This is a genomic window from Ruegeria sp. YS9, from assembly GCF_024628725.1.
In the GTDB taxonomy this organism is placed as follows: Bacteria; Pseudomonadota; Alphaproteobacteria; order Rhodobacterales; family Rhodobacteraceae; genus Ruegeria; species Ruegeria atlantica_C.
This window is the reverse complement of the sequence record NZ_CP102409.1, coordinates 1,984,799-2,006,998: the sequence shown is the minus strand read 5'-3', so window position 1 is coordinate 2,006,998 and position 22,200 is coordinate 1,984,799. Positions and strand designations below refer to the sequence as shown.

20 protein-coding genes and 1 tRNA gene are annotated in these 22,200 nt (G+C 59.1%); 8 read left to right on the top strand and 13 right to left on the bottom strand.

The genetic code is table 11. The features are described 5' to 3' along the window. The first annotated feature begins 50 nt into the window (after positions 1–50). The 3 genes from NOR97_RS10190 to NOR97_RS10180 all read left to right on the top strand — a co-directional run bounded on the left by NOR97_RS10190 (position 51) and on the right by NOR97_RS10180 (position 3,305). Complete coding sequence (locus tag NOR97_RS10190; RefSeq protein ID WP_257599021.1) at positions 51–1,610, top strand: trimethylamine methyltransferase family protein; 1,560 nt, start codon at positions 51–53, stop codon at positions 1,608–1,610. Positions 1,611–1,728: 118 nt separating this feature from the next. Continuing rightward, positions 1,729–2,316, top strand: a complete 588-nt coding sequence (locus NOR97_RS10185; RefSeq protein WP_171615892.1) for a heme NO-binding domain-containing protein — start codon at positions 1,729–1,731, stop codon at positions 2,314–2,316. Next, positions 2,313–3,305 carry a diguanylate cyclase domain-containing protein gene (locus NOR97_RS10180; protein WP_257599020.1) on the top strand — a complete coding sequence of 331 codons (993 nt, stop codon included), beginning with the start codon at positions 2,313–2,315 and terminating at the stop codon, positions 3,303–3,305. Before NOR97_RS10185 ends, NOR97_RS10180 begins: the two co-directional genes overlap by 4 nt. A gap of 38 nt (positions 3,306–3,343) precedes the next feature. Here the strand turns inward: NOR97_RS10180 and NOR97_RS10175 are convergent, their stop codons facing one another. The 8 genes from NOR97_RS10175 to NOR97_RS21160 form a co-directional block, all read right to left on the bottom strand. Beyond that, a complete protein-coding gene (locus NOR97_RS10175; RefSeq protein WP_170343807.1) occupies positions 3,344–4,042 on the bottom strand; it encodes a CbiX/SirB N-terminal domain-containing protein in 699 nt (232 codons plus the stop codon). 61 nt (positions 4,043–4,103) lie between these two features. Beyond that, positions 4,104–5,036 (bottom strand): AEC family transporter, encoded by a 933-nt coding sequence (locus NOR97_RS10170; protein WP_257599019.1) that lies wholly within the window; start codon positions 5,034–5,036, stop codon positions 4,104–4,106. Positions 5,037–5,090: 54 nt separating this feature from the next. Then, positions 5,091–5,888, bottom strand: a complete 798-nt coding sequence (locus NOR97_RS10165) for an MBL fold metallo-hydrolase (protein WP_170343809.1) — start codon at positions 5,886–5,888, stop codon at positions 5,091–5,093. Further along, positions 5,885–6,691 (bottom strand): TatD family hydrolase, encoded by an 807-nt coding sequence (locus NOR97_RS10160; RefSeq protein WP_257599018.1) that lies wholly within the window; start codon positions 6,689–6,691, stop codon positions 5,885–5,887. Before NOR97_RS10160 ends, NOR97_RS10165 begins: the two co-directional genes overlap by 4 nt. Further along, the gene (locus NOR97_RS10155; RefSeq protein WP_257599017.1) at positions 6,688–7,809 is read right to left on the bottom strand and encodes a DNA polymerase III subunit delta'; all 1,122 of its coding nucleotides are present in this window, start codon (positions 7,807–7,809) and stop codon (positions 6,688–6,690) included. The genes NOR97_RS10160 and NOR97_RS10155 overlap by 4 nt, the downstream gene beginning before the upstream one ends. Positions 7,810–7,812: 3 nt before the next feature. Continuing rightward, complete coding sequence (gene tmk / locus NOR97_RS10150; RefSeq protein ID WP_374041623.1) at positions 7,813–8,370, bottom strand: dTMP kinase; 558 nt, start codon at positions 8,368–8,370, stop codon at positions 7,813–7,815. Between the two features lie 65 nt (positions 8,371–8,435). After that, positions 8,436–9,602, bottom strand: a complete 1,167-nt coding sequence (locus NOR97_RS10145; RefSeq protein ID WP_257599015.1) for a D-alanyl-D-alanine carboxypeptidase family protein — start codon at positions 9,600–9,602, stop codon at positions 8,436–8,438. Between the two features lie 16 nt (positions 9,603–9,618). After that, on the bottom strand, positions 9,619–10,917 hold the full coding sequence (locus NOR97_RS21160; protein ID WP_306975956.1) for an SPOR domain-containing protein: 1,299 nt from the start codon (positions 10,915–10,917) through the stop codon (positions 9,619–9,621). A 202-nt stretch (positions 10,918–11,119) separates the two neighbouring features. On the opposite strand from NOR97_RS21160, the gene NOR97_RS10130 reads away from it, so the two are divergent. Continuing rightward, positions 11,120–11,209, top strand: a tRNA-Ser gene (locus tag NOR97_RS10130). Between the two features lie 660 nt (positions 11,210–11,869). On the opposite strand, the gene NOR97_RS10125 is transcribed toward NOR97_RS10130, so the two are convergent. The 3 genes from NOR97_RS10125 to NOR97_RS10115 form a co-directional block, all read right to left on the bottom strand. Then, entirely contained in the window at positions 11,870–12,436 is a 567-nt protein-coding gene (locus NOR97_RS10125) for a TetR/AcrR family transcriptional regulator (protein ID WP_257599014.1), read from the bottom strand. After that, positions 12,427–13,503, bottom strand: coding sequence for an NAD(P)/FAD-dependent oxidoreductase (locus NOR97_RS10120; RefSeq protein ID WP_257599013.1), 1,077 nt, complete (start codon positions 13,501–13,503; stop codon positions 12,427–12,429). Before NOR97_RS10120 ends, NOR97_RS10125 begins: the two co-directional genes overlap by 10 nt. 93 nt (positions 13,504–13,596) lie before the next feature. Next, positions 13,597–14,265, bottom strand: coding sequence for a cupin domain-containing protein (locus NOR97_RS10115; RefSeq protein ID WP_257599012.1), 669 nt, complete (start codon positions 14,263–14,265; stop codon positions 13,597–13,599). Between the two features lie 615 nt (positions 14,266–14,880). On the opposite strand from NOR97_RS10115, the gene NOR97_RS10110 reads away from it, so the two are divergent. The 4 genes from NOR97_RS10110 to NOR97_RS10095 all read left to right on the top strand — a co-directional run bounded on the left by NOR97_RS10110 (position 14,881) and on the right by NOR97_RS10095 (position 19,564). Further along, entirely contained in the window at positions 14,881–15,831 is a 951-nt protein-coding gene (locus NOR97_RS10110) for a glycine betaine ABC transporter substrate-binding protein (protein ID WP_257599011.1), read from the top strand. Positions 15,832–15,909: 78 nt separating this feature from the next. Continuing rightward, entirely contained in the window at positions 15,910–16,947 is a 1,038-nt protein-coding gene (locus NOR97_RS10105; RefSeq protein ID WP_170343819.1) for a glycine betaine/L-proline ABC transporter ATP-binding protein, read from the top strand. Next, positions 16,940–18,529, top strand: coding sequence for a proline/glycine betaine ABC transporter permease (locus NOR97_RS10100; protein ID WP_170343820.1), 1,590 nt, complete (start codon positions 16,940–16,942; stop codon positions 18,527–18,529). The genes NOR97_RS10105 and NOR97_RS10100 overlap by 8 nt, the downstream gene beginning before the upstream one ends. A gap of 54 nt (positions 18,530–18,583) precedes the next feature. Further along, positions 18,584–19,564: an arginase family protein gene (locus NOR97_RS10095; protein WP_257599010.1), complete on the top strand. Its 981-nt coding sequence runs from the start codon at positions 18,584–18,586 to the stop codon at positions 19,562–19,564. Here the strand turns inward: NOR97_RS10095 and NOR97_RS10090 are convergent. Both NOR97_RS10090 and NOR97_RS10085 read right to left on the bottom strand, forming a co-directional pair. Beyond that, the gene (locus NOR97_RS10090) at positions 19,561–20,529 is read right to left on the bottom strand and encodes an agmatinase (protein ID WP_257599009.1); all 969 of its coding nucleotides are present in this window, start codon (positions 20,527–20,529) and stop codon (positions 19,561–19,563) included. The genes NOR97_RS10095 and NOR97_RS10090 overlap by 4 nt on opposite strands. A 73-nt stretch (positions 20,530–20,602) precedes the next feature. Further along, positions 20,603–22,123, bottom strand: coding sequence for a trimethylamine methyltransferase family protein (locus NOR97_RS10085; RefSeq protein WP_257599008.1), 1,521 nt, complete (start codon positions 22,121–22,123; stop codon positions 20,603–20,605). Positions 22,124–22,200 lie beyond the last annotated feature (77 nt).

Below are 22,200 nucleotides of genomic sequence, written 5' to 3'. Positions count from 1 at the left end.
TAGGCGTCTCTTCGGGGCTTGCTTGACGAAAGCAAGAACAGGAGGCACCGATGGCCGAGACCAAGACACGCAAGCGCCGCGGAGGAGGGCGTGCAGGGGCGGCTGCGCGCAGAGGCAGTGCAGCGATTGACCAGATGCCCTGGGATCCGCCGGTCAATATCGATCGACCTACGGAACCTTTGGATCAGGCCGGCATCGAAGCGATCCATGAAGGGGCGATGCGGATCCTCGAAGAGATCGGGATCGAGTTTTACAACGAAGAGGCAATAGGCATCCTGCGCGAAGCCGGTTGTACCATCGACGGCGACAATGTCCGCATGGGGCGGGACTTTGTCATGGAGATGATCGCCAAGGCTCCCAGCCGGTTTTCGATCACCCCTCGCAATCTGGATCGCAAGATCGAAATCGGGGGGAAGAACATCCTGTTCGGCAACGTCTCTTCCCCGCCGAACTACTGGGACATGGAGATCGGGAAAAAAGTGCCGGGCAATCGCGAGATGTGCCGGAATCTTCTGAAGCTGACGCAATACTTCAACAGCATCCATTTCGCGGGCGGATACCCGGTCGAGCCGGTCGATATCCATGCCAGCGTCCGTCATCTGGACGTGCTGTACGACAAGCTGACCCTGACCGACAAGGCGATGCACGCCTATTCGCTGGGCAAGGAACGGGTCGAAGATGTCATGGAAATGGTGCGCATTGCAGGCGGTTTGAGCCACGAAGAGTTCGAAGCCGCGCCGCGCATGTACACCAATATCAACTCAACCTCGCCGCTGAAACACGATCACCCGATGATAGACGGGTGTCTGCGCCTGGCGCGGCGCGGTCAGGCGATTGTAGTCACGCCCTTTACGCTGGCCGGGGCCATGGCACCCGTAACCATGGCGGGTGCCGTGGCGCAGTCCCTGGCCGAGGCGCTGTGCGCCATTGCGCTGTTCCAATATGTGCGCCCGGGTATCCCTTGTGTGATCGGTACCTTCACGTCGAATGTGGACATGAAGTCCGGCGCGCCGGCCTTTGGAACACCGGAATACATGCGTTCGACCCAGATGACCGGCCAGATGGCGCGGTTCTATGGTTTGCCCATGCGGTCTTCGGGTGTTTGTGCGGCAAATGTGCCGGACGGCCAGTCGGTGTGGGAGACTTCGAACTCGCTTTGGGCAGCCGTGCAATCGGGCACCAATATGGTTTACCACGCAGCCGGTTGGCTTGAGGGCGGACTGATCGCCAGCCCGGAAAAGTTCATCATGGACTGCGAAATCCTACAGCAAATTCAACGCTATATGGACCCCGAGTTGACCGCCACAGGGCCGGACGAGATTGCCCTGGATGCGATCAGGGCAGTCGGCAATGACGGCCATTTCTTCGGCATTCAGCATACGCAGGATCGCTATACCACGGCGTTCTATCAACCCTTCCTGAGTGACTGGAAAAACTATGAAGGATGGGAGGTCGCCGGCGGTATCTGGACCGCAGAACGCGCGCATCACATGTTCAAGGAGATCATCTCAAGCTTTGAAGCCCCCCCGATGGATGAAGGTATTCGCGAGGAACTGGCCGCTTTTGTCGAACGCCGCAAAGCGGAAGGCGGCGCGCCCACGGATTTCTGACCGGACGGGTGGTATCGAGTTGATACTCGGTTGAATTCGCTACAACTCAGGGTGGATTTTGGCTATTTGTTAAGGTTTTTCCGGCCACAGTGCACAGGACACAAATCTGGGGCATCTGATGCATGGTCTGATCAATCGGGCGATACAGTCCTTTGTCTGTGCGACCTACGGGCGATCCTGCTGGTTGCGCGTGACCGACGCCGCGCGGCTGGGGTTTGTCGAGTTTGAAGCCATGCTCGTCTATGACGATGACATGACGTCCAAGGTAATGGAGGCGCTGAGTGCCGACCTCGATCGGCCGCAAGCCGAAGTCTTTGAGGACTTGGGAACGTATCTCGTGTCTCACCCGAATATGGAAGGGCTGCGCCGCCTTCTCAGGTTTGGCGGCGTCAGCTATGTCGAGTTTCTTCATTCGCTCGACGATCTGGCGGACCGCGTACGGCTGGCGGTGTCTGATTTGACCTTGCCGACCTTGGAACTGAGAGAGCTGTCAGCCACGGAATTTCAACTGAGTTGTTCCCCGGGCCTGCCCGGGTACTCCAATGTCATGGTTGGGGTCCTGCGCGCAATGGCGGATGACTATGGTGCGCTGGTGATGCTGTCACACGAGGGGCAGCAGCAAGGGAGTGACGTCATTTCCATCATGTTGGTTGAAAGCGCATTTGCTGAGGGGCGGCATTTTGATCTGGGGGCTCGGAACGGATGACAGATACCCAAGAACTGGCTGGTCTGCTGGAAACGCTTTGCCCGATGTTCCTGTTGGTGGACCAAAACGGGCATATTCAACAAGCAGGTCCGACCCTGCAAAAGTTGCGACCTGAATTGCCGCTGGTGGGGCAGGGTTTTCTGGATGTATTTGAACTGATCCGCCCCAGAACGATCACAACCGTTCCCGCCCTGATGTCAATGGCGGGGGCGAAGCTGCACCTGAGGTTCCATGATGAACCCCGTACAACCCTCAAAGGCCTGGTTGCTCCTTTGCCGCATTCAGGTGGTGCGGTCATCAATCTGTCATTTGGTATCTCGATTTTGGATGCGGTACGGGACTATGCGCTGACTAGTGCTGATTTCTCAGGCACGGATCTGGCGATCGAGCTGTTGTATCTGGTCGAAGCCAAATCCGCCGCGATGGAGGCATCCCGCTCTCTCAACCTTCGGCTACAGGGTGCGATGCTTGCAGCCGAAGAGCAGGCCTATACCGACACGTTGACCGGACTGAAGAACCGCAGGGCAATGGATCACTTGCTCGAGCATTTGATCTCGGGAAATTCCACCTTCGCGCTCATGCATCTGGATCTGGATTTTTTCAAAGCCGTGAATGACAAGCTGGGTCATGCGGCTGGTGATTTCGTCTTGCAGCAGGCCGCCCGCATCATGCAGGAGGAAACACGAAGCAACGACACTGTGGCCCGGGTCGGCGGGGATGAATTCGTTATTGTTTTCAAAGATCTGACTCGGGAAGATACTCTGGCCTGCATTGCTGGGCGTCTGATATCAAAGTTGAATGAACCGATGATGTTTCAGAATCAAAGCTGTACGATCTCGGCCAGTATTGGCACCGCCTTGTCCACGCAGTTCGACTGCCCCAACGCCGCCGACATACTTCACGCAGCAGATTTGGCCCTTTATCAGGCCAAACGTGACGGCCGGTCATGCCATCGCATGTATTCAGCGTTGAGCAAGGCGCAAACCTGAATTCGCCCGGAAAACACGATGGGCAACGTATCGGGGCTTCAGGCTGAATCGAATGCCTCATTTATCTTCTTGGCTATCTGTTGCCGGATCGGAGGCAACTCTCCCACCACCGGCAGGACCACGCCTGAAAACCCCGCGCGATCCAGCTCTTGCGGGACGTCTTCCTGCACGTGCCCTCCGGCACAGGCAAAGAACGGAAGGCACAGCGCCTGATCTTCGGTGCCGTTGGCGGCGTCAGATATGGAAGGTGGCTCTTCGACGAAACCGACGCGAACAGATTTGAAAGCCACCAATCCCGCAAGCTGTTTCGCAAACTGCAACGCCACGGACGACGGGTTCCGGCTGCGCCCGGAACCATGCGCGGCAATGACCAGATCGGTGGACCGAGCGGCCCAGTGTTTGTCGGACAATTCCGATTGCAGGGCCTCTGCGGTCAGGGCCGGCAGGTCCGGGTCAATTCCAAGCGGGTCCAAAATCTTTGCCGGATGGTGCCCAAGCCGTTTGGGCAACGCGCTGGTGACAAACCACCCCTTTGCCATGAAAAGTGGATAGATGACCGAATTTTCGGGCGCGCGGTCCAGCTTCGCCTCCAACGCGCCCGGCGCGGCCAGAGTGGCCGAATGCACCGCCACATGCTGGGTCAGCGCGTTGACCTTGGCTGCGAATGCAGCAAGTGCAGCTTCCGCCGGTTCCGGGTCAGACGGTTGGCCATGAGCGACGATAATTGCATGTGACATTCGGATCTCCTGCTGCGTTGCGCGATAGGTGTTTCACGTCGACCTGAAGTCAACACCACAGTTAGCCCAGAAGTGTCAGCCATAGCCAGACGGTCAGAATGGACGAGGCTGTTCCGATAAGTACGGCCGACGCTGCGACCCGTTTTGCGCGTCCATACATATTGGCGAAAATATAGGCGTTGAAACCCGGAGCCATGGCGGCATTCAATACGCCCGACCGAAACAGGTCCTGCGGCAGGCCCACGGATTTGCCGAACATCCACACCAGGCTGGGATGCAGCATCAACGAGATACAGCAAACATATGCGATGGTGCGCAGGTCGCCTTCGGGCTTGTATTTGACCAGCACTCCGCCCAAGGCAAACAATGCCCCGGGCAGGGCAGCACGGGTGATCAACCCCAGCGCTTCGTCGACCACGGCAGGGATCGCCAGACCGGACAGGTTGACCAGAAACCCAAGGGCAATACCAAGGATCAGCGCGTTCTTGAACATTGCGGACAAAACAGACCGTGCCATGCTGATGCCTCCATGACCGCGACTTCGCACGACCTCCATCACCGTGATCCCGACGCCGTAACAAAACGGAGAATGGAAGGCGATGATCGCGTAGTTGCCCGTCAGGTTCTCGGGCCCATATGCGCGTTCGGTAATCGGCAAGCCCAAGAGGACAGAGTTCGAGAACAGGCAACAAAACCCGATGGCGACGCAATCCTCCCAGTCGCGCCCGAAAATGATGCGTGCGCCGAACAGACCTGCCGTGAAACACAGGGCGGCAGCGGAATAGAAACTGGCCAATAGACGGGGGTCGAAACTGGCGCCGAGGTCCAGATGCGCGATGGCCAGGAACAAAAGGCAGGGAATCGCAAAGCCTTGGGTGAACTTCATCAGCCCATCGACATGCGCTTGTTTGAAGTACCCCGTGCGGGTTGCCGTATACCCGGCCCCGATTACAAGGAAAACCGGAAGAATGACGTCGATCAGGCTTTGCAGCATGTGACCCTCCCGCGACGGACCTGCTGCGATATTTTGCGGGCGGCGGGCAGCGGCCTACTGTGCCTGATGGATCACCATCCCGTCGAAGGCGGGGGTGATGTGGTCGGGGGTTTCGGCGTCGACGGTCGCGTAGTCGAGGTCGATATGCATGTTGGTCAATACCGCGCGCTTCGGTTGCAGCTTTTCGATCCACCCAAGCGTCTTTTCCAGATGCGCGTGCGTCGGATGAGGCGAGCGGCGCAGGGCGTCGATGACAAGGCAGTCCAGCCCTTTCATTTCGGGCCAGGCGTCGTCGTAGATCTCGGCGACATCCGGCAGATAGGCGAGTTGCCCAATGCGGAAGCCAAGGGAATCGATCGAACCGTGATTCACTTTGAAAGGACGAAACGGAATCGGGCCGCCGGGGCCGTCGATTTCGAAAGGACCGTCGATAGACTTGAGCTCGAGGATCGGAGGATAAGGGGAGCCCTCGGGCTGAATGAACGCGTATCCAAACCGCCCCAACAAAGCGTTCTGGGTGTCGCCATCCGCCCACACAGGAACACGGGTTTTCATGTTGAACACGATCATGCGCAAATCATCGATTCCATGCACATGGTCTGCGTGGGAATGCGTATAGACGACCCCGTCCAACCGCCCTGTACCTGTATCCAGCAACTGGCTGCGCATATCAGGCGTGGTGTCGATCAGAACCGAGGTTGTGCCATCTGGCCCGTCGCGTTCGACCAGCATCGAACAGCGGCGCCGGACGTTCCTGGGGTTCGCAGGGTCACAATCGCCCCATTGACCGCCCAATCGCGGCACGCCGCCAGAGGATCCGCAGCCCAGAATTGTAAATCGGAAGCCGGTCATGCGGCGGCCTTGTATGATGCCGCTTTGGTGAACAGCCGGTCGAAGTTTGCCTGTGTCTGGTCAGCAAAAGCGGCATAGTCCATGCCAAAGATTTCGGCCCCCTTTTGGGCCGTGTGCACAGTATAGGCCGGCTCGTTTCGTTTGCCGCGATAGGGCGGCGGGGCCAGATAGGGCGCGTCGGTTTCCACCAAAATGCGATCCACCGGGGCGCTTGCGAAAATGTCCCGCAATTCCTGGCTCTTGGGGAAGGCGGCTATGCCGGACATCGACAGGTAAAAACCTAAATCCAAGGCGGCCTTGGCCAGTTCAGCAGAGGAGGAGAAGCAGTGCATGACGCAGGAATAGGGCGCGTTGCGATATTCTTCGGCCAGAATGCCGGCCATATCTTCATCAGCTGCGCGGGCGTGAATGATCAGGGGCAACCCGGTGCGCTGGGCTGCTTCGATATGGACGCGCAGGGACTGTTTCTGAACTTCCGCGCTATCTGTGGTATAGTGATAGTCTAGGCCGGTTTCTCCGATACCGACGAATTTCGGATGCTGTGCCAGGGCGACCAGATCATCGACCGAGGCCAATGGCTCGTCCGCGGCGCTCATCGGGTGTGTGCCGGCGGCATAGAAGACCGGCGCGTAGGCTTCGGCAATCGCACGGACAGCGGGTTCGTTGCGCAGTTTGGTGCAGATCGTCACCATCCGGGTCACGCCAGCCTGGGCTGCACGCGCGATGATGTCGTCCAACTGGCCTTCGAAATCCGGGAAGTCCAGATGGCAGTGGCTGTCGGTAATCTGGGGGGTGTCGCTCATCTGTTCTGACCGGCGGTTTCCTGTATCTTGAACACCGTATCTAGGACCAGAGCGGCAGGGTCAAGGTTGACAGCCTGACCATGTCGCGCCCGGGCGGTGATCGTCGCGGCGACCTCGGCCCAGCGACGGGCTTGATCCGGCGATGCTGACAGACGCGCCAGTGTTTCACCCTCGTTGGGGGCGGCTTCAGGAACCGGGGGCGTGCCTGTTGCCCCGGTCAGGGCCAGCCGTGACAGAGCAACGTCGATCAATGTCAGCAAAAGTTCAAACCGGTCTGCCGCGCCGCGCTGCGCTGCCGCTTCGGCCAAAGCCAGCGCGCGCTGGCGGTCCATGCGGGGCAGGGTGCCCAGAATGGCGATCAGTTCGGCATAGATGTCCAGACCACCCAGATTGATCAAACGCACGGCGTCTCCGACTGAACCCGCTGCAAGCGCGGCGAGGTGTTCTGTCCGCGCGGGAATTTCGGTTTCCGTTTGTGACAGGGCGGCCTGCATGTCTTGCGCGTTCAGCGGGCCGAGGCGCAGCGTGCGACAGCGTGAACGGATGGTTGGCAACAGGCGTGAGGGTTGATGCGATACCAGCAAAAGGGTGGTGCGGGCAGGCGGCTCTTCCAGCATCTTCAGCAACGCGTTGGCGGCGCTGACGTTCATTTCGTCTGCTGAATCCACGATCACGACGCGGCGGCCGCCGTCGGCAGAGGACAGACCAAAAAACTTCCCAAGCTTGCGGATGTCATCCACGACGATCTCACTGCGCAGCCGTCCCTGATCGTTCAGCGACCGGGTTATCGCCGCCAAACCCGGTTCTGCCCCCGCCTGAATGCGATGGGCCACCGGGTGGTCGGGATCGATGTCGAGCGTCTTGGGCGGAGGCGGCGCGCTGAACAACCCGTCATCCTCTGCCGGAGGTGTAGCAAGCAGAAACCGTGCAATTCGCCAGGCCAGTGTCGCCTTGCCGACACCGCGTGGCCCTGTCAGCAGCCAACCGTGATGCAAACGGTCTGACGTGTAAGCGGTCAGAAAGGCCTGTTCCGCCGCGTCCTGGCCAAAAAGCCGACCGGTTTCGCGCGGATGTGGTGCGCCCGGCACCTGATCCGGAGAAGGGATATCGTCGCTCATCGTCTACCGCAGTGCTGCCTGGACGAGTTCTGTCACATCCTGCGCAACGCTGTCCATGTCCCTGTTGCCATCCACGATGTGAAACCTGTCCGGGAACTCATCGGCCAGCGCCAGAAAGCCGGCGCGCATCTTCTTCTGCAATTCCGGGCCAAAGTCCTCGAACCGTTCTTCGGTGCCTTGTCGCCCCTTGGCGCGTGCCAGGCCCGTTTCAGGGTCCATGTCGATCAGCAGCGTCATGTCCGGTTCGCGCCCGATCATCAGGCTGTGCAACTGATCCACCAGATTTCGCAGGTCGCCCCGGGACAGGCCCTGATACATACGTGTGCTGTCAGCAAAGCGGTCGCAGATCACCACCTTCCCTGCTGCCAGTGCAGGTTCGATGGTGCGCTCCAGATGGTCGCGGCGGGCCGCGGTGAACAGCAGAATCTCGGTCTCGGCCGACCAGCGATCCGGGTCGCCCTCCAAAACCAGTCTGCGAATTTCCTCGGCCCCCGCAGAGCCGCCGGGCTCGCGCGTCAGTACCACCTCGTGACCCTGCGCACGCAGATGTTCCGCCAGCATCCGCGCCTGTGTTGACTTGCCTGAACCGTCAATGCCTTCGAAGGTCAGAAAAAACCCCGCTTTCGTCACATCGACTCCAGCGGGTTGTTTATCACGTCTTTCAATACGATACCGCCGACGGTCAGCATGCGAACCACAAACCCGCCAATCGCAACATCTTCGGCTGCCACCAGAGGCCGCCGGATTTCCGGCAAACCTTCGGGCTTAATCACCAGTTCGGCCAGTTGCTGACCTTTCTTGACGGGCGCGTTGATCGGGCCCTCATAGACCACTTCGGCCTCGACATTCTGGGTGCCCAGAACCGGGAACAGCACATTCAGATCACCTTCGGGAACAAGCCCCACGGACTTTTTCTCGCCCATCCACAGCTTGGCTTCGGCTATCGGCGTTTCCGCGGTGGCAACTGTCCTCTCGACAAAATTTCGAAACGACCAGTTAACCACGGCCTCAGCCTCCTCTGCCCGCTGGCCGGTGCTGTCGAGACCCGTCAGCACAAAGATCACCCGCCTGTCGCCTTGTTTGGCGGACCCGACAAGGCCATAGCCCGCTTCTTGCGTATGGCCGGTTTTCAGGCCATCTGCACCGATATCCAGCCGCAGCAACGGGTTGCGGTTGCGGGCGTTCGAGGGTGCGCGGCCATCGAACTCGAAAACCTCTTCGGCGAAAAGGGGGTAGTATTCTGGAAAGTCCGAGATCAGCCGATCCGCAAGAACGGCCAGATCATGAACCGACATCATATGCCCGGCGGCGGGCCAGCCGTTTGAATTTGCGAAGTTCGAATTGTTCATGCCCATCTGCTTGGCCCGCTGGGTCATGTATCGCGCAAATCCTGCTTCGGTGCCATCCGGGCTGAGCGCTTCGGCGATGACCACGCAGGCGTCATTGCCCGACAAAACGATTATGCCGCGCAGCAGGTCTTCGACACGTACGCGATCCTGCGTGTTCAGGAACATTGTCGAGCCGCCATAGCTCATCGCGTGTTCCGAAACAGGCAGGGTTTCGTCCAGCGTCAAGCGCCCGTCCCGCAATGCTTCGAATGCAACATAAAGCGTCATGAGCTTGGACATCGACGCAGGCGGCAATGGTTGGTCGGCTTCTTTCGACAGCAGCACGGTACCGGTGGTTTGGTCGATCACATAAGCCGCGCGGGCGGATGTATCAAAAGCCTGGGCAGGTATCGCCAGAACGGCAAGCCCAAGAGCCAGAACGGATGTTCGTATTGAGGATAGCATGTTACGCCTCCCTTAATCAGTCGGTTACCGTGAACGCGTCTTTGAAGCCAAGGTCTTTCACGTCCTTTTGAAAGGCTTTGCGCTCGGCCCGGGTTGCGGCGGGGCCAACCAGCACGCGCCAGACAGTACTATTTGCTGTTTTCAGTTCCCGTACAACTGTGGGCATGCCGTTCCGACGCACCTTTTGGGCGGCTGACTTGGCGTTCGCCTCGACGCTGAAGGTTCCGATCTGAACAAACGGTTTGCTCAGAGATGTCGCCGACGTTGTGGCGGCTGCGACAGGAGTGGCTTCTGACGCATCAATTGCGGCTGCGGCCCCCTCTACCGGGTCCAGTGGCGTTTCGGTGATCGCGGCGGGGTCTTTCTTTTGCCACCATTTCCGCTTGGCAGGTTGCTCGGCGGGGGGCGTGACCGGTGCATCCGACAAAGAGGGGGACGCCACGGCTTCGGCGGCTTCGGCGGCTACGTCTGCGCTGTCAGTTGCTGTATCTGCCGCGGCCACGGCAGTTCCCGCAGCCGCAGCTGCGGGGGCTTTCTTCTGCCACCATTTCCGCTTGGCTGGTTTTTCGGCAGGTGCTTCGGCCTGATCGTCCGCAGAAGTGGCCGTCTCGGCGTCTTCGCTTGCGGGCTCGACGTCTTCAGCCGTTTCATCCGATGCACTGGCCGCACCCGCTGCAACCGCAGCCGTACCCGCCGCGGCGGCGGCTGTTTCCTTTTTCTGCCACCACTTCCGTTTGGCCGGTTTTTCCGGCTCTGTGGACGCTTGAGTGCCGGCAGCTTCATCGGCACCTGCGGCCGTGGTTTCGGCTGCCGTTTCTTCTGCCTCCGGCGCATCCTCCGACGACGGTTCTTCGATCTTTTCACGGCGCAGTGCGACGACGCTGACTTTTGTCGGCGCGCCCGCAAGCATTCCCAACTCTTTCGCGGCAGCGGACGAGACCTGAAGCGCGGGTCCGGGCAGGTTGCGCTCGCGCCGGAACAGGGCGCCGGTCACGGATTTGTTGTTGGACGTGTTTCTGATCACGACACGTTCAGGTTGGGACGCATCCGGGTGCGCAACCCATATCCCGCCAAGAGACGGCCGGCCATCCCAAAGCCCTGCTTCGGTTGTCTGAAAAACCTCAGGGGCTTCGACATCACGCTGAGAGCCGGTGGCCACCTCGGGCAGGAGTTCCGTCTTCCCCGAATTGTCTTCCGGTTTCTCAGCCGATTCAGAAGTTGATAAAGCCTCTTCACATCCGGCCAGTATCGTCAAAGTCAACGCCAGATACGCCAGCCGTTTCGGCCCCGGGCGTGTCTCGATCGCTCGCTTCATCTGCTTATCCCTTGCCTGAAGGGGTTTCGTTTTCCGAACCCCGCTGCCGGTCTGCTGGTTCTGTATGCCAGCCTGTTGCGGTCTTTCGTGCGGATCATAACGTGGCTGAAGTGTCATGGAAAGACCGCTGCACAGGCTTCGGCAAGATTTCCCGATTTCGACTTGCCTCCGCTCGAACTTCGCCTTAGACCCTGCTGTCGACGGGGAGGTGGCAGAGTGGTCGAATGCGGCGGTCTTGAAAACCGTTGGGCGTGAGAGCGTCCCCAGGGTTCGAATCCCTGTCTCCCCGCCATAAAATGGCAAATTCGACCACACGCTGACCGTCTCTTGTTATTTTCCGAACCAACGGTTTTCCCGGAAGATTCCCATGTTCGGTTCCTGTTCTGGTCCCGCTTGGGCCGAACCTGCTTTGCGAGTCGCATTTGGCCGGTACCTGCCGAGTATTCTAGAATCATAGAGAGGCTTTTGTGACCTGCGATGGCCGCAATCTGGAGGTGAGTACATCCGGCCTCGGCCAATTCGCTTGCTGGGCTGTATCGCAGGCAATATCGACATCCACAAAGACCACACCAGGATGATCCCCCGAAATGGGTTGGGGCAGGGGGGGGCGGCCAATCGGCTCGGCAAAGTGCCGCCGGGACGCCCCGAAGGTTGCCGGGAAGGGTTCGCCAATATTTATGACGAAGCAGCCGAAGCCAATCCGGAGTGCAGAAACGGAAGTTCGCCTGACGCGTCTGCGGTCTATCCAACGGTCCAAGATGGGCTTGAGGGCGTCCGGTTCGTGACCGCATGCGCGCAAAGCTCGGCCAGAAACTCGGCCTGGGTCAAGCTGGAGTGTGGTTTTCAGCCTTGCGGGTTGAATTGCTGGCCTCGCATGAAAAAAACTTGGTTGAGGCGGGCAGGCGCCTCAACAATCGACGCGGCCATTCTGGGCGCGCAAGTTTGGGTCGTGTCACAAACATCGCGCTGTTAGCACTTCCACGGCGTCATCAAAGGTTTGTATGCTGCTCTCGGCCCGAGCCGTCAGATGAGCGCCTTCCAGCAAGGCCAATGCCGCGCGTGCTTCTGCTTTCGGATCCGCAACCCCCGTGATCGACAGATCCGTTTTGCCAAGCGCAAAGACATTCTCGATCCACCGGGTCATCATGCGCCGGAACGCGCGGATTTTGTCGGTGACCTCGTTCGACAAGCTTTCCCGGCTGATGATCAATGACACACATAGGCACAGGGTTTTCCCGTCGTTCAAAGCCGCGCGATACAGCGCGATCAGTGCGCGCATGCGCGCACCCGCCTTGTCACAAGTTTCCTCGATCTCGGCGCAGCGCCCGGTAAGCTCGGTATGGTAGCGGTCCATCAAAGCTGCTGACAGCGCGGCTTTGGTTGGGAAGTGATAGTGGATCGATGCCTTGCGGATGCCTACATCATTGGCAAGGTCGGCATAGCTGAACCCGTCGAAGCCTTTGCTGCGCACGGCCAATTCGGCAGAATTGAGCAGAGCGGTCTTTGTGTCTATTTCCATGCCGCGTTCATCCTTAATGCGCTCAACAATGCTGCGGTGGTCTCTGCTGCTTCCAATGCACCTTCAAGATATCCCCCAAATTGCGCGGCTGTTTCAGTGCCGCTGAGAATGATCCTGTCTTCCCAGATCCGCGTCATGGCCTTCGGCAAGCCGTATTGCGGATGGATATACAAAGGCTGAAGGTCCAGATCGGTCGCTGTGAAGCGGTCGAACGCCCAGTCTTTTAGGAAAAGCGTGCTGGGGCTGACCGCCTTGCGCCCGAACAATCGCCCCAGCTGCGCCAGAACCTGCTGCCGCAACGCCCCTTCATCCCGGCGAGCTTGCGCAGGGATGCCGATGAAACCGAACAGCGCGAAGGGACCACCGCTGGCAGGTGACGCGTCGTGGATTTCCACCATGGGGCCGCGTCGGCTCATGGCATCGCCAGACAGTCCGTCGTCACGCCAGAACGGAGTGTCATAGACCGCAAGCGCCTTGGCCTGACCTGCCATCCATGTCGGGATTTCCCGCATGGCTGATAACGTGCCATCGGGCAGGGTGGGCTCAAAGATCAACTCGGCCGCGATACGTGGGGGTATGGCAAGCACAACATGCCTCGCCCAAATATGCCGCCCAGATTGCGTGGTGACCCGAACCCCACCTTCGGTGCGCGCCAAGGCCGTGATCTGCGTTGACAGGTGGATTGCCCCATCCGGCAAGAGTGCCGACAGCGCATCCGTCAAGGCAGCGAGCCCCCCGATCAGACGATAAGACCCTTCCATGGATGAAAACCCCCGGCCGCGCTCAACACGGCCTTGTTCATCTTCGAAACTCAGCGCGCCGGAGCTGAATTGGTCAAACCTGTGCAGGCCCAGCCGTTCGATCAGCGCGGCAATCCGTGGTTGGCCAGGCCAGAACCAGGCCGGACCCATGTCGAAACGGCCGTCGCCCAGAGTCTCGGTCAGAATGCGCCCGCCCAGACGATTGCGCGCCTCGACGATCAGCACTTCCTGACCTTGATCCACAAGCTGTGTCGCAAGGCTGAGCCCTGAAAGCCCCCCGCCGATGATGAGCGTATCCGTGCGCATGGTTCAGAACCCCTCACTTGAAGAGCGCAGGTTCAGCTTTTGGGGCCCGCTCGACCAGGGGTGTTGCGCCAGGGGTTTTTGGTCACCCATCGGTTACACCGACGGCGGTTGGGCAAAAGGCAGGTGGCCTGTCTTCATCCAGATCCTGGCCCCGTCCGGCCCCGCAACGGCCATCAGGCTGTGGCCTTCAGGCAGGCGCAGCCAATCGTTTTTGACCAGTTCATCCCCGCCTTCGGTGACCGACCCGTCGATGATCAGAACCTCGATCCCGCCAGGGGCGTCCGAGCGCAGCGTCGCACCCGCGTCTAGATGGGAGTAGGTCACGACCTCGCGCGCATCCTCATGCAGGATTGCGGTGGCGATACCATTTGCGGGCGCGCCCAGCTCATCCACCATGCTTTTGCGAAACTGGGTTCGGTCGTCCATGTCGAACTGCCAGAGCTTCACGAATATCGTGCAGCCCGGTTCCGACCCCGGCGTGTGTTGCGTGGTGGGCGGATTGCGGACATAGGTCCCCGCAGGATAGTCGCCATGCTCATCCTGAAACACACCGTCAAGGACAATGAACTCCTCACCGCCAGTATGGGTGTGTGCAGAGAAATGACTGCCCGGCGCATAACGCACGATTGTGGTGGCCCGGGCGACCTCGCCTCCGATCCTGTCCAACATCCTGCGATCCACACCCTTCATGGGAGAGGCCTGCCACTCCAGCTGGTCTGAGTGAACGACGACGCGGTCAGAGAAGTCCGAATTGATTTCCATGGGGTCAGTTCTCTTTGATGGTTACGACATGGAAACTATCTACCAGTAGGTAGGCAAAAGCCAGCTTCAAAGTTCGATTAAGCGCCACTTTTCACAGAGTGTTGAACCTGGTCTTGTCAGGAACCTGGTCTTGTCAGAAGGACCTGGTTGAAGTGGGGGGGACAAAAACTGAGAGGAGGCTCCACGCCGCCTTTACGGACAGAGCGCGCGCAAACCAAAGAACCAGACGCAACCAGTGTTTGCCGAAAGGGGCCTTAGCGTACTGAAAGGGAAACCTGCCCGACCGCGTTGAGACTGGTGCGCTTTCTGCCCGGGCAATTCTTGTGCTCATTATACCTGAGGGTGCTTCCGGCTTTGGAGATGTCGGACGCACCTCCTTGAATCGCAGAAAGTCGAAACCATGTTGCGATAATTCCGCATTCAAGGGGTAATAAAACGTATCTCTTGAAGGCCCACGCATCCACGTGCTTCACTTTTGGAGCCATGTAAGCCTGTGATTTTGCTGGCCCCAAAAAACCCGAAAGGCACGGCCTTTCAAGACCTGAACCAGAGCGCACCACGGCCCGAGAGGGTGAGAAAAACAAGCGCGGAAGCTACCCAACACGGAGATATCAGATGAAAAAAACTGCAACGCTACTTGGAAGCGCGTCCTTCGCGATTGCCGGGCCGGTCATGGCCGCGGATATCGTGATCGGTGTGCCCAACTGGGCCTCGGTGAACGCCACGGCACATATTCTTGAAGTCGTGATCGAAGAAAACCTCGGCCTGGACGTGGAATTGCAAAACGGCACCAACCCGATTGTGTTTGAAGCCATGGACAGCGGTTCGATGCATGTCCATCCCGAAGTGTGGATGCCCAATCAGCAGAACCTGCACGATACCTATGTCAAGGAAAACGGCACCGTCGTCATGAACCAAAACCCGGTTCAGGCCGAGCAGGGCATGTGCGTGCCGACCTACATCGCGGAACAATATGACATCAAGTCGATCGATGATCTGAGCGACCCCGACAAGGTTGCGATCTTTGATACCGATGGCAACGGAACACCCGAGGTATGGATCGGTGCACCGGGTTGGGCGTCGACCGTCGTCGAGAAGATCCGGGCCAAGTCCTATGGCTATGACCAGATCTTCGAACTGACGGAATACGAGGAAACCATTGCCTATGCCAATTTGGCGAACGCGACAAAGGCGGGCGATCCGTGGATCGGGTTTTGCTACAGCCCGCACTATATCTTCGTGACACAGGATCTGACGGTTCTGGAAGAACCGCCCCACGATCCGGCCACCTGGACAATCGTTCAGCCCACGGATGATCCTGATTGGCTGTCCAAGTCCGAGGCGTCCTCGGCCTGGAACGGGGCAACGCTTCACCTGCACTATGCCAAGGAACTGGAAGAGAGCTATCCCGAAGTGGCCGCCCTGTTCAGCAACTATCAGATGACAGGCGACGATCTGAGCGCGATGGGCAAGGCGCTGGCCGTCGACAACATCGAAGCCGCTGAGTTCGCCAAGGAATGGGTGGCTGCGAATGAAGACACCGTCATCGGCTGGCTGACCAACTAAACAATCACTCTTTGGGCCGTCGCGCAAAACCGCGGCGGCCTTTTTCTGTCGGGCAGGGCTTCGCCCTGTGGGGGATAAATGGACGAACCTGTCGTAAAATTAGAAAACGTTTGGAAGATCTTTGGCTCGCGTGCAGAAGAGGCAATGGAAGCGGTCAGAAACGAAGGCATAGGCAAGCCGGAAGTTCTGGAGCGGTTCAACTGTGTTGTCGGCGTTCAGGGCGCCACGTTCGAAGTGCCGAGGGGTGAGATTTTCTGTATCATGGGGCTGTCCGGCTCGGGCAAGTCCACATTGGTGCGCCACGTGAATCGATTGATCGAACCGACGGCGGGTCGGATCGAAATTCTGGGTCACGATGTTTCGAAACTGTCGGAAGCCGAGTTGCGCCGCATTCGCGCCCAGCAAATCGGTATGGTCTTTCAGCACATGGCGCTGATGCCGCATCGTTCCGTGCGTGATAATGTGGCCTATCCATTGGAGATCCGAAAGGTTTCCAAGTCAAAGCGCTGGGCCGTCTCCGATCACGCGCTGAGCCTGGTGAATCTGACAGGTTACGAGGACCGCCTGCCCAAAGAGCTTTCGGGCGGGATGCAGCAACGCGTGGGGATCGCGCGGGCGCTGGCTTCGGACCCGGAAATCCTGTTGATGGATGAACCGTTCTCGGCCCTCGATCCGCTGATCCGCCTGCAATTGCAGGACCAGTTCAAAGCGCTTGTGGCACAGCTGAAGAAGACCACGCTGTTCATCACCCACGATCTGGACGAAGCCATTCGGATCGGCCACCGGATTGCGATCATGAAGGACGGCGTCATCGTGCAGATCGGAACACCCGAAGACATCGTCATGAACCCGTCCGACGATTACGTACGCGAATTCGTTCAGGGCATCTCAAAACTCAAACTGGTCAAGGCGCATTCCATCATGGAGCCGGTGGACAGTTATTCAGGGCCGCTCGACGGTGCGCCCCGAGCGGACGAGGGCGCGGATCTGGATCAACTGATCGACCTGGCCGTGAATTCTGATCTGCCGGTCGTCATCACGGATGCGGGCGTTGATGTGGGCGTCGTGACCAAGCCGCGCCTGTTGCGCGGTATCCAGGGGGGCAAAAATGACTGATGCTGCAACAGAGATGAAAGTAACCGCCGCCTCTGATATCGAGGTCGATCGCGAGGCCCTGGACCTTTCCATCAAAGAGTTCGCGGGTCCGAACGGTGACTACTATGTCAACGCATTCCACAAGATTCATGATGCGACCAGCGCGATTCCCAACACATTCAACAAGTGGGCCGCGTTGCTGGGGCCATTCTGGTCTGCGTCACGCGCCATTTGGGGCATGTTCTGGACCTTTCTGATCCTTGAGATCATCGCGTGGGTTCAGATCGGCAGGGGCGCGTGGGGTAATCCCGGCGCCGATTTCGCGGACCGCGCCGCCCGTCAGCAGGAACGCGCGGCCGAACTGTTGGCGCGCGCAGCGGATGCCACGGAACAGGCCGATATCGACCGTTTCACCAAACTGGCCGAGAACATACAGAAAGCAGCGGCCACAAGCCTGGAAAGGGCCGCCGCCGCCCAGTCCGAGGCGGCAGGCATCCTGATTACCGGGTTGTTGATGTTGCTGGTGTTCAAGTTGGTTCAAGGGTTCTACGCCGACCGCGTCTACGAAAAACAGTATTCGAACTGGCGCATTGATCCGGACAGCACGGAAAGTGGGCGTTCGACCCGTAATATCGTCATGGGTGCGATCCTTGTCGCAGCAATCGGACCATTGATCGTGTACAAGTTCACCGTGAACGCATCCCTTCCATTGTTGGACGCGTTCCCGGAACAACAAGTCTCTGCGATGTTTCTTGGCGAAGGCAACGGCACGCTGTTTTCGAGCCTGGCAAACTGGATGGAGGCCAGGATTGATGCTGCAGCGGCAGCTGGAGGCGACGTATTCGACGGGATCGTGGCGGGTGTCCGGTCGGTGCTTGATGCGCTGACGATTGCACTGATCGGGTCACCCTGGCCGGTGGTCATGCTGGTCATCTGTGTGACGGCCTGGCGTGCGGCGGGACCAAGGGTTGCCATCTTCACCGCATCTTCCCTGGCCTATATCGCGTTGCTGGGGTACTGGGACGTGGCGATGGAAACGGTTGCTCTGGTCGGTGCGGCGGTGTTGCTGTGCGTCGTTTTCGGCATTCCGCTGGGTATCTGGTTCGGCAAATCGCAGCGCGCCTATCGCGCGGCGGAACCGGTTCTGGACCTGATGCAGACGCTTCCCGCCTTCGTCTACCTTATCCCGATCATCGCCTTTTTCGGCACCGGCAACCCGCCGGGAATTCTGGCCACCATCATCTTTGGCATGCCGCCGGTGATCCGCCTGACGGCGCTGGGCATGCAAGGGGTTCCGGAAAGCATCAAGGAGGCTGCGGTCGCCTTTGGCGCGTCGAAATGGCAATTGTTGAAGGATGTTGAAATCCCTCTGGCGCTGCCATCGATCATGACGGGTGTAAACCAGACAATCCTGATGTGCCTGTCCATGGTCGTGATCATCTCGCTGATCGGCGGGGGCGGCCTGGGCAAGGAAATCCTTGAGGCGCTGCAATACGCCGCCAAGGGGCCGGGCCTGCTGGGCGGCTTTGCGATCCTGTTCCTTGCCATGGTCATGGACCGGATCGTGCAGGGCGCGTTCCGGCGAGAAGACGAAAAACTCTGAACGCAAACGCCCCCGGTTCCGATCGGGGGCGCTTTTCTTTGAACCGGGGAAGCCATGACAGATCCCTATGAACAGTCGATGATGGACAACCTGTATTGGTGGGGCGTACCTACATTGTTCCGGTGTCCCCATGTCGGGCCGGAAGGGCAGGATATCGCGCTGGCGGGCGTGCCGCATTCAACCGGCAACGGCACGACCGAAAGGGACCAGCACCTGGGGCCTCGCGCCTTGAGGCATGTCTCGGCCGTACAACGCAGGGTGCATTCGGTCTTTGAAATTGATCCCTGGCAGAGTGCGCGGATCGCCGATGTTGGTGATGTGCCTTTTCCAAAGGCCAACGACAACGAAGACTGCATCGAACGCATCACTGAATTCTACAAGACCATAGACACGGCCGGAGCGCGCCCCGTTTCCGTCGGAGGCGACCATTCCATCACCGGTGGCATTGTTCAGGCCCTGGGTTGCGGCAAACTTGCGGGCGGACAGCCGGTCAGCTTTCTGCATCTGGACGCGCATACGGATGTGTTCACCAAGGTTGATCACTTTCTGGGGGCCAAGAAATCCGCGGCCCACTGGGGGGCCTATCTGGCCGATCAGGGGCAGGTGGATCCAACCCGGTCGATGCAGATCGGTCTGCGGGGCCATGCACGCAGCCTGGACTGGCTGCAACCGTCGTACGATTACGGGTACAACATCGTCACCATGCGCGAATTCCGTCAGCGCGGGTTGGCCGATGTGGTCGCGCAGACCAAAGAGGTTTTGGGCGACCGCCCGGTTTACATCACTTTCGATCTGGACTGTCTTGACCCAACCGTCGCGCCGGCCGTGTCCAATCTGGAGCCGGGTGAGAAGGGGTTTGACATAGATGAGGCGGTCGGCATCCTGCGCGCGGCGCGCGGACTGAACATCGTCGGCGGCGATGTGGTTTGCATGATGCCCACCAAGGACAGCCCCAACAACATCACCGCACTGACGGCGGCGGCGGTGATGTTCGAGATGATTTCGATGATCGCCGAGAATGTCGCGCGGGCCTAGCGCCGCGTGTCGATCGCCTGTGCCAGAACGCAAAGCAACTCGAACATCAGCGAGATGCCAAGCCACGCCGTTCCACCGTCGGGGTCGAATGGCGGTGACACTTCGACAAGATCGGCGCCGACAAGGTTCAGACCGGACATCCTGCGAATGACCTGCTGGGCCTGAAAGCTGTTGGGTCCGCCGATTTCAGGTGTTCCCGTACCGGGGGCGTAAGTTGGATCAACAAAGTCGATGTCAAAGGTGCAGTAGGTCGGCTGCATGCCAACGATCTCGTGCACTTCGTTCATGACGTCGTCTATGCCCCGGTCGAACAGCTCTTCGATACGGATGATGCGGATGCCCTGCGCCTCGCCCCATTCGATATCTTCAGTGTTGTAGGCCGTGCCACGGATTCCGATTTGTACAAAACGCTTGGGGTCCACCAACCCTTCCTCGACCGCGCGGCGGAACGGGGTGCCGTGGGTGAACTTGTGACCTCCGAAATAGGTATCGAACAAGTCCGTGTGACTGTCGAACTGGATCAGGCCAACCGGACCCGAAGCGGCCAGGGCACGAAGGACGGGCAGGGTGGTCAGGTGATCCCCTCCGGCCGTCAATGGCGTGATGTTGCGGGCTTGAAGATCCGTGTAGAAACGCGTGACCCGATCCAGCGTGTCTTCTATGTCGACGGGATTGGGGGCAACGTCTCCTAGATCTGCGCAGTTCACCATTGCAAACGGTGCCACTCCCGTAACCGGGTTCATCGCCCGGATCATCGTGGAATAGTCCCTCAGTTGCCGCGGACCATGCCGGGCGCCGGGGCGATTTGTGGTTCCGCCGTCCCAAGGGATACCCACGAGGCCCAGTTCGACCTCCGAGATCCGTTCGTGTGCCAGATCCAGAATAGGCAGGCGCATGAATGCGGGAATGCCGGCAAATCGGGCCAGTTCCATGGCGGATACCGGTTGAAAAAATGAATCGGCCATGATGCCCTATCCTATGCAAGTTTCTCCAGTGACCCTAACGGTTCGGCAACGTGCTGGGAATGCCCGCCGTCATTCAGGGCAGGATACGAAAACGTCGGCGAATTTCGGCGTCTTGTTCTGAGGTGAGGTATTCAGGGTGATGCGTGCTCAACACCTCTTGAGCGACTTGCCGTGCGGATGACCATGCATCCAGTGCACCGTCTGTTTGCCACGTGCGAGGCTCCTGGCGATCGGCGAGTTTCGGATAGAAGTAATCTCGTTCCATGGCTTCATAGGTTTGTTCGCTGCCCAGAAAATGCCCCTCGCCCAGAACCGAATGGCAGATGGCGTCAAAGCCAAGGTTCGCTTCGGTGACCTCGATCCCGCGCAGGATGCGATACGTGTGCGAGTGCATTTCGTTGTCCAGAACAAAGGCCTCGAAGCTGACCCCGAGCAGAGATGCCGTCATCCCCGAACTTTCATAGATCAGATTGCCTCCTGCCAGCGCTGCCGCCAGCGATGTGATGCCTTTTTCTGCCCCATGCTGGGCGTCGATGGCCTTGGCATCGGCCATCGAAGCGGCCACACCCGATGGCAAACCCAGCCAGTTCGTGATTTGCGCTGACGCTGCATTCAGAATTGCGGTCTCACCGCTGCCACCTGCGAAAGAGCCGGTCCTGAGATCCACGATGAAAGGCCAGTTGGAAAAGACCATCGGAAAGCCGGGTTTGATCGCATTGACCATCACGAGGCTGGCCAGCGTTTCGGCCAGTGACTGCGCCAGAAATCCGGCCAGAGTTGCCGGGGCGGTTGCGCCCGCTTGCGCGGCCGTAATGCACGACATCGGTATGTTATGGGCGATGCATTCATAAACCACATCCACGGCATCCTCGCCGTATCGCATTGGTGAAATGATCGGACTTATATGCGCTTTCAGGAAGGGGCGTTTGGCGAATTCCCCGACCCCTCCGGCGACGATGTCCAGCATCTCGACAATCGGGCCGACATGTTCCGCCAACGTGAAGGACGTTGCTATTGGTTTGGTTGTGTTCCGTACCAAAGCATAAACCGTGTTGACGTCCAGATCGAACACATCGGGGACGTCGGTCGCCACGCAGCACCGGGTGAACCAACTGACATTGGCCAGCGTATCCTGTAGCCGGGTGAAATCATGCAGATCCGCCAGGGTAGACGGGCGATAAAGCCCACTGTTGATATCAAGTGTCTGAACCGCAGCACCGCCGGTGCCAAAATACACGCGGTCGCCACCCACCTCGATGGACCGGTTTTCATCCCGGCCATGAAAGGTGAAGCTCTTCGCGGCCGAGGCGATGGCCTGTTCGACCATTGAACGGGGAAAAACCAGCCGGTTCTGTTCCCGGTCCTGAGCCCCCGCTGCCCTGAGGTCGATGGCCAGCCTGTCCGGCACGTCTCCCATCCCCAGTTCTTCCAGCAGACGCAGCGCGGTGTCGTTAATTTTCTCGATTTCCGATAGGTCCAAGGGCCTGAATGCCCCGCCTTTTTGGCCGGGCGGGCAAGGGTCAAAAACGGGCTTGGCCGCACGCTGTGCGTGCCGTGCCTTTCGACCGCTTCTTTTGACGCTCTCCGATGGCATTCGTTTACGTTACCTTGCGTTTTCCTGCACCCTAGGACCCAACTTGTCCCGGTATCAAAGAAGAAGTGCCGTTTTCA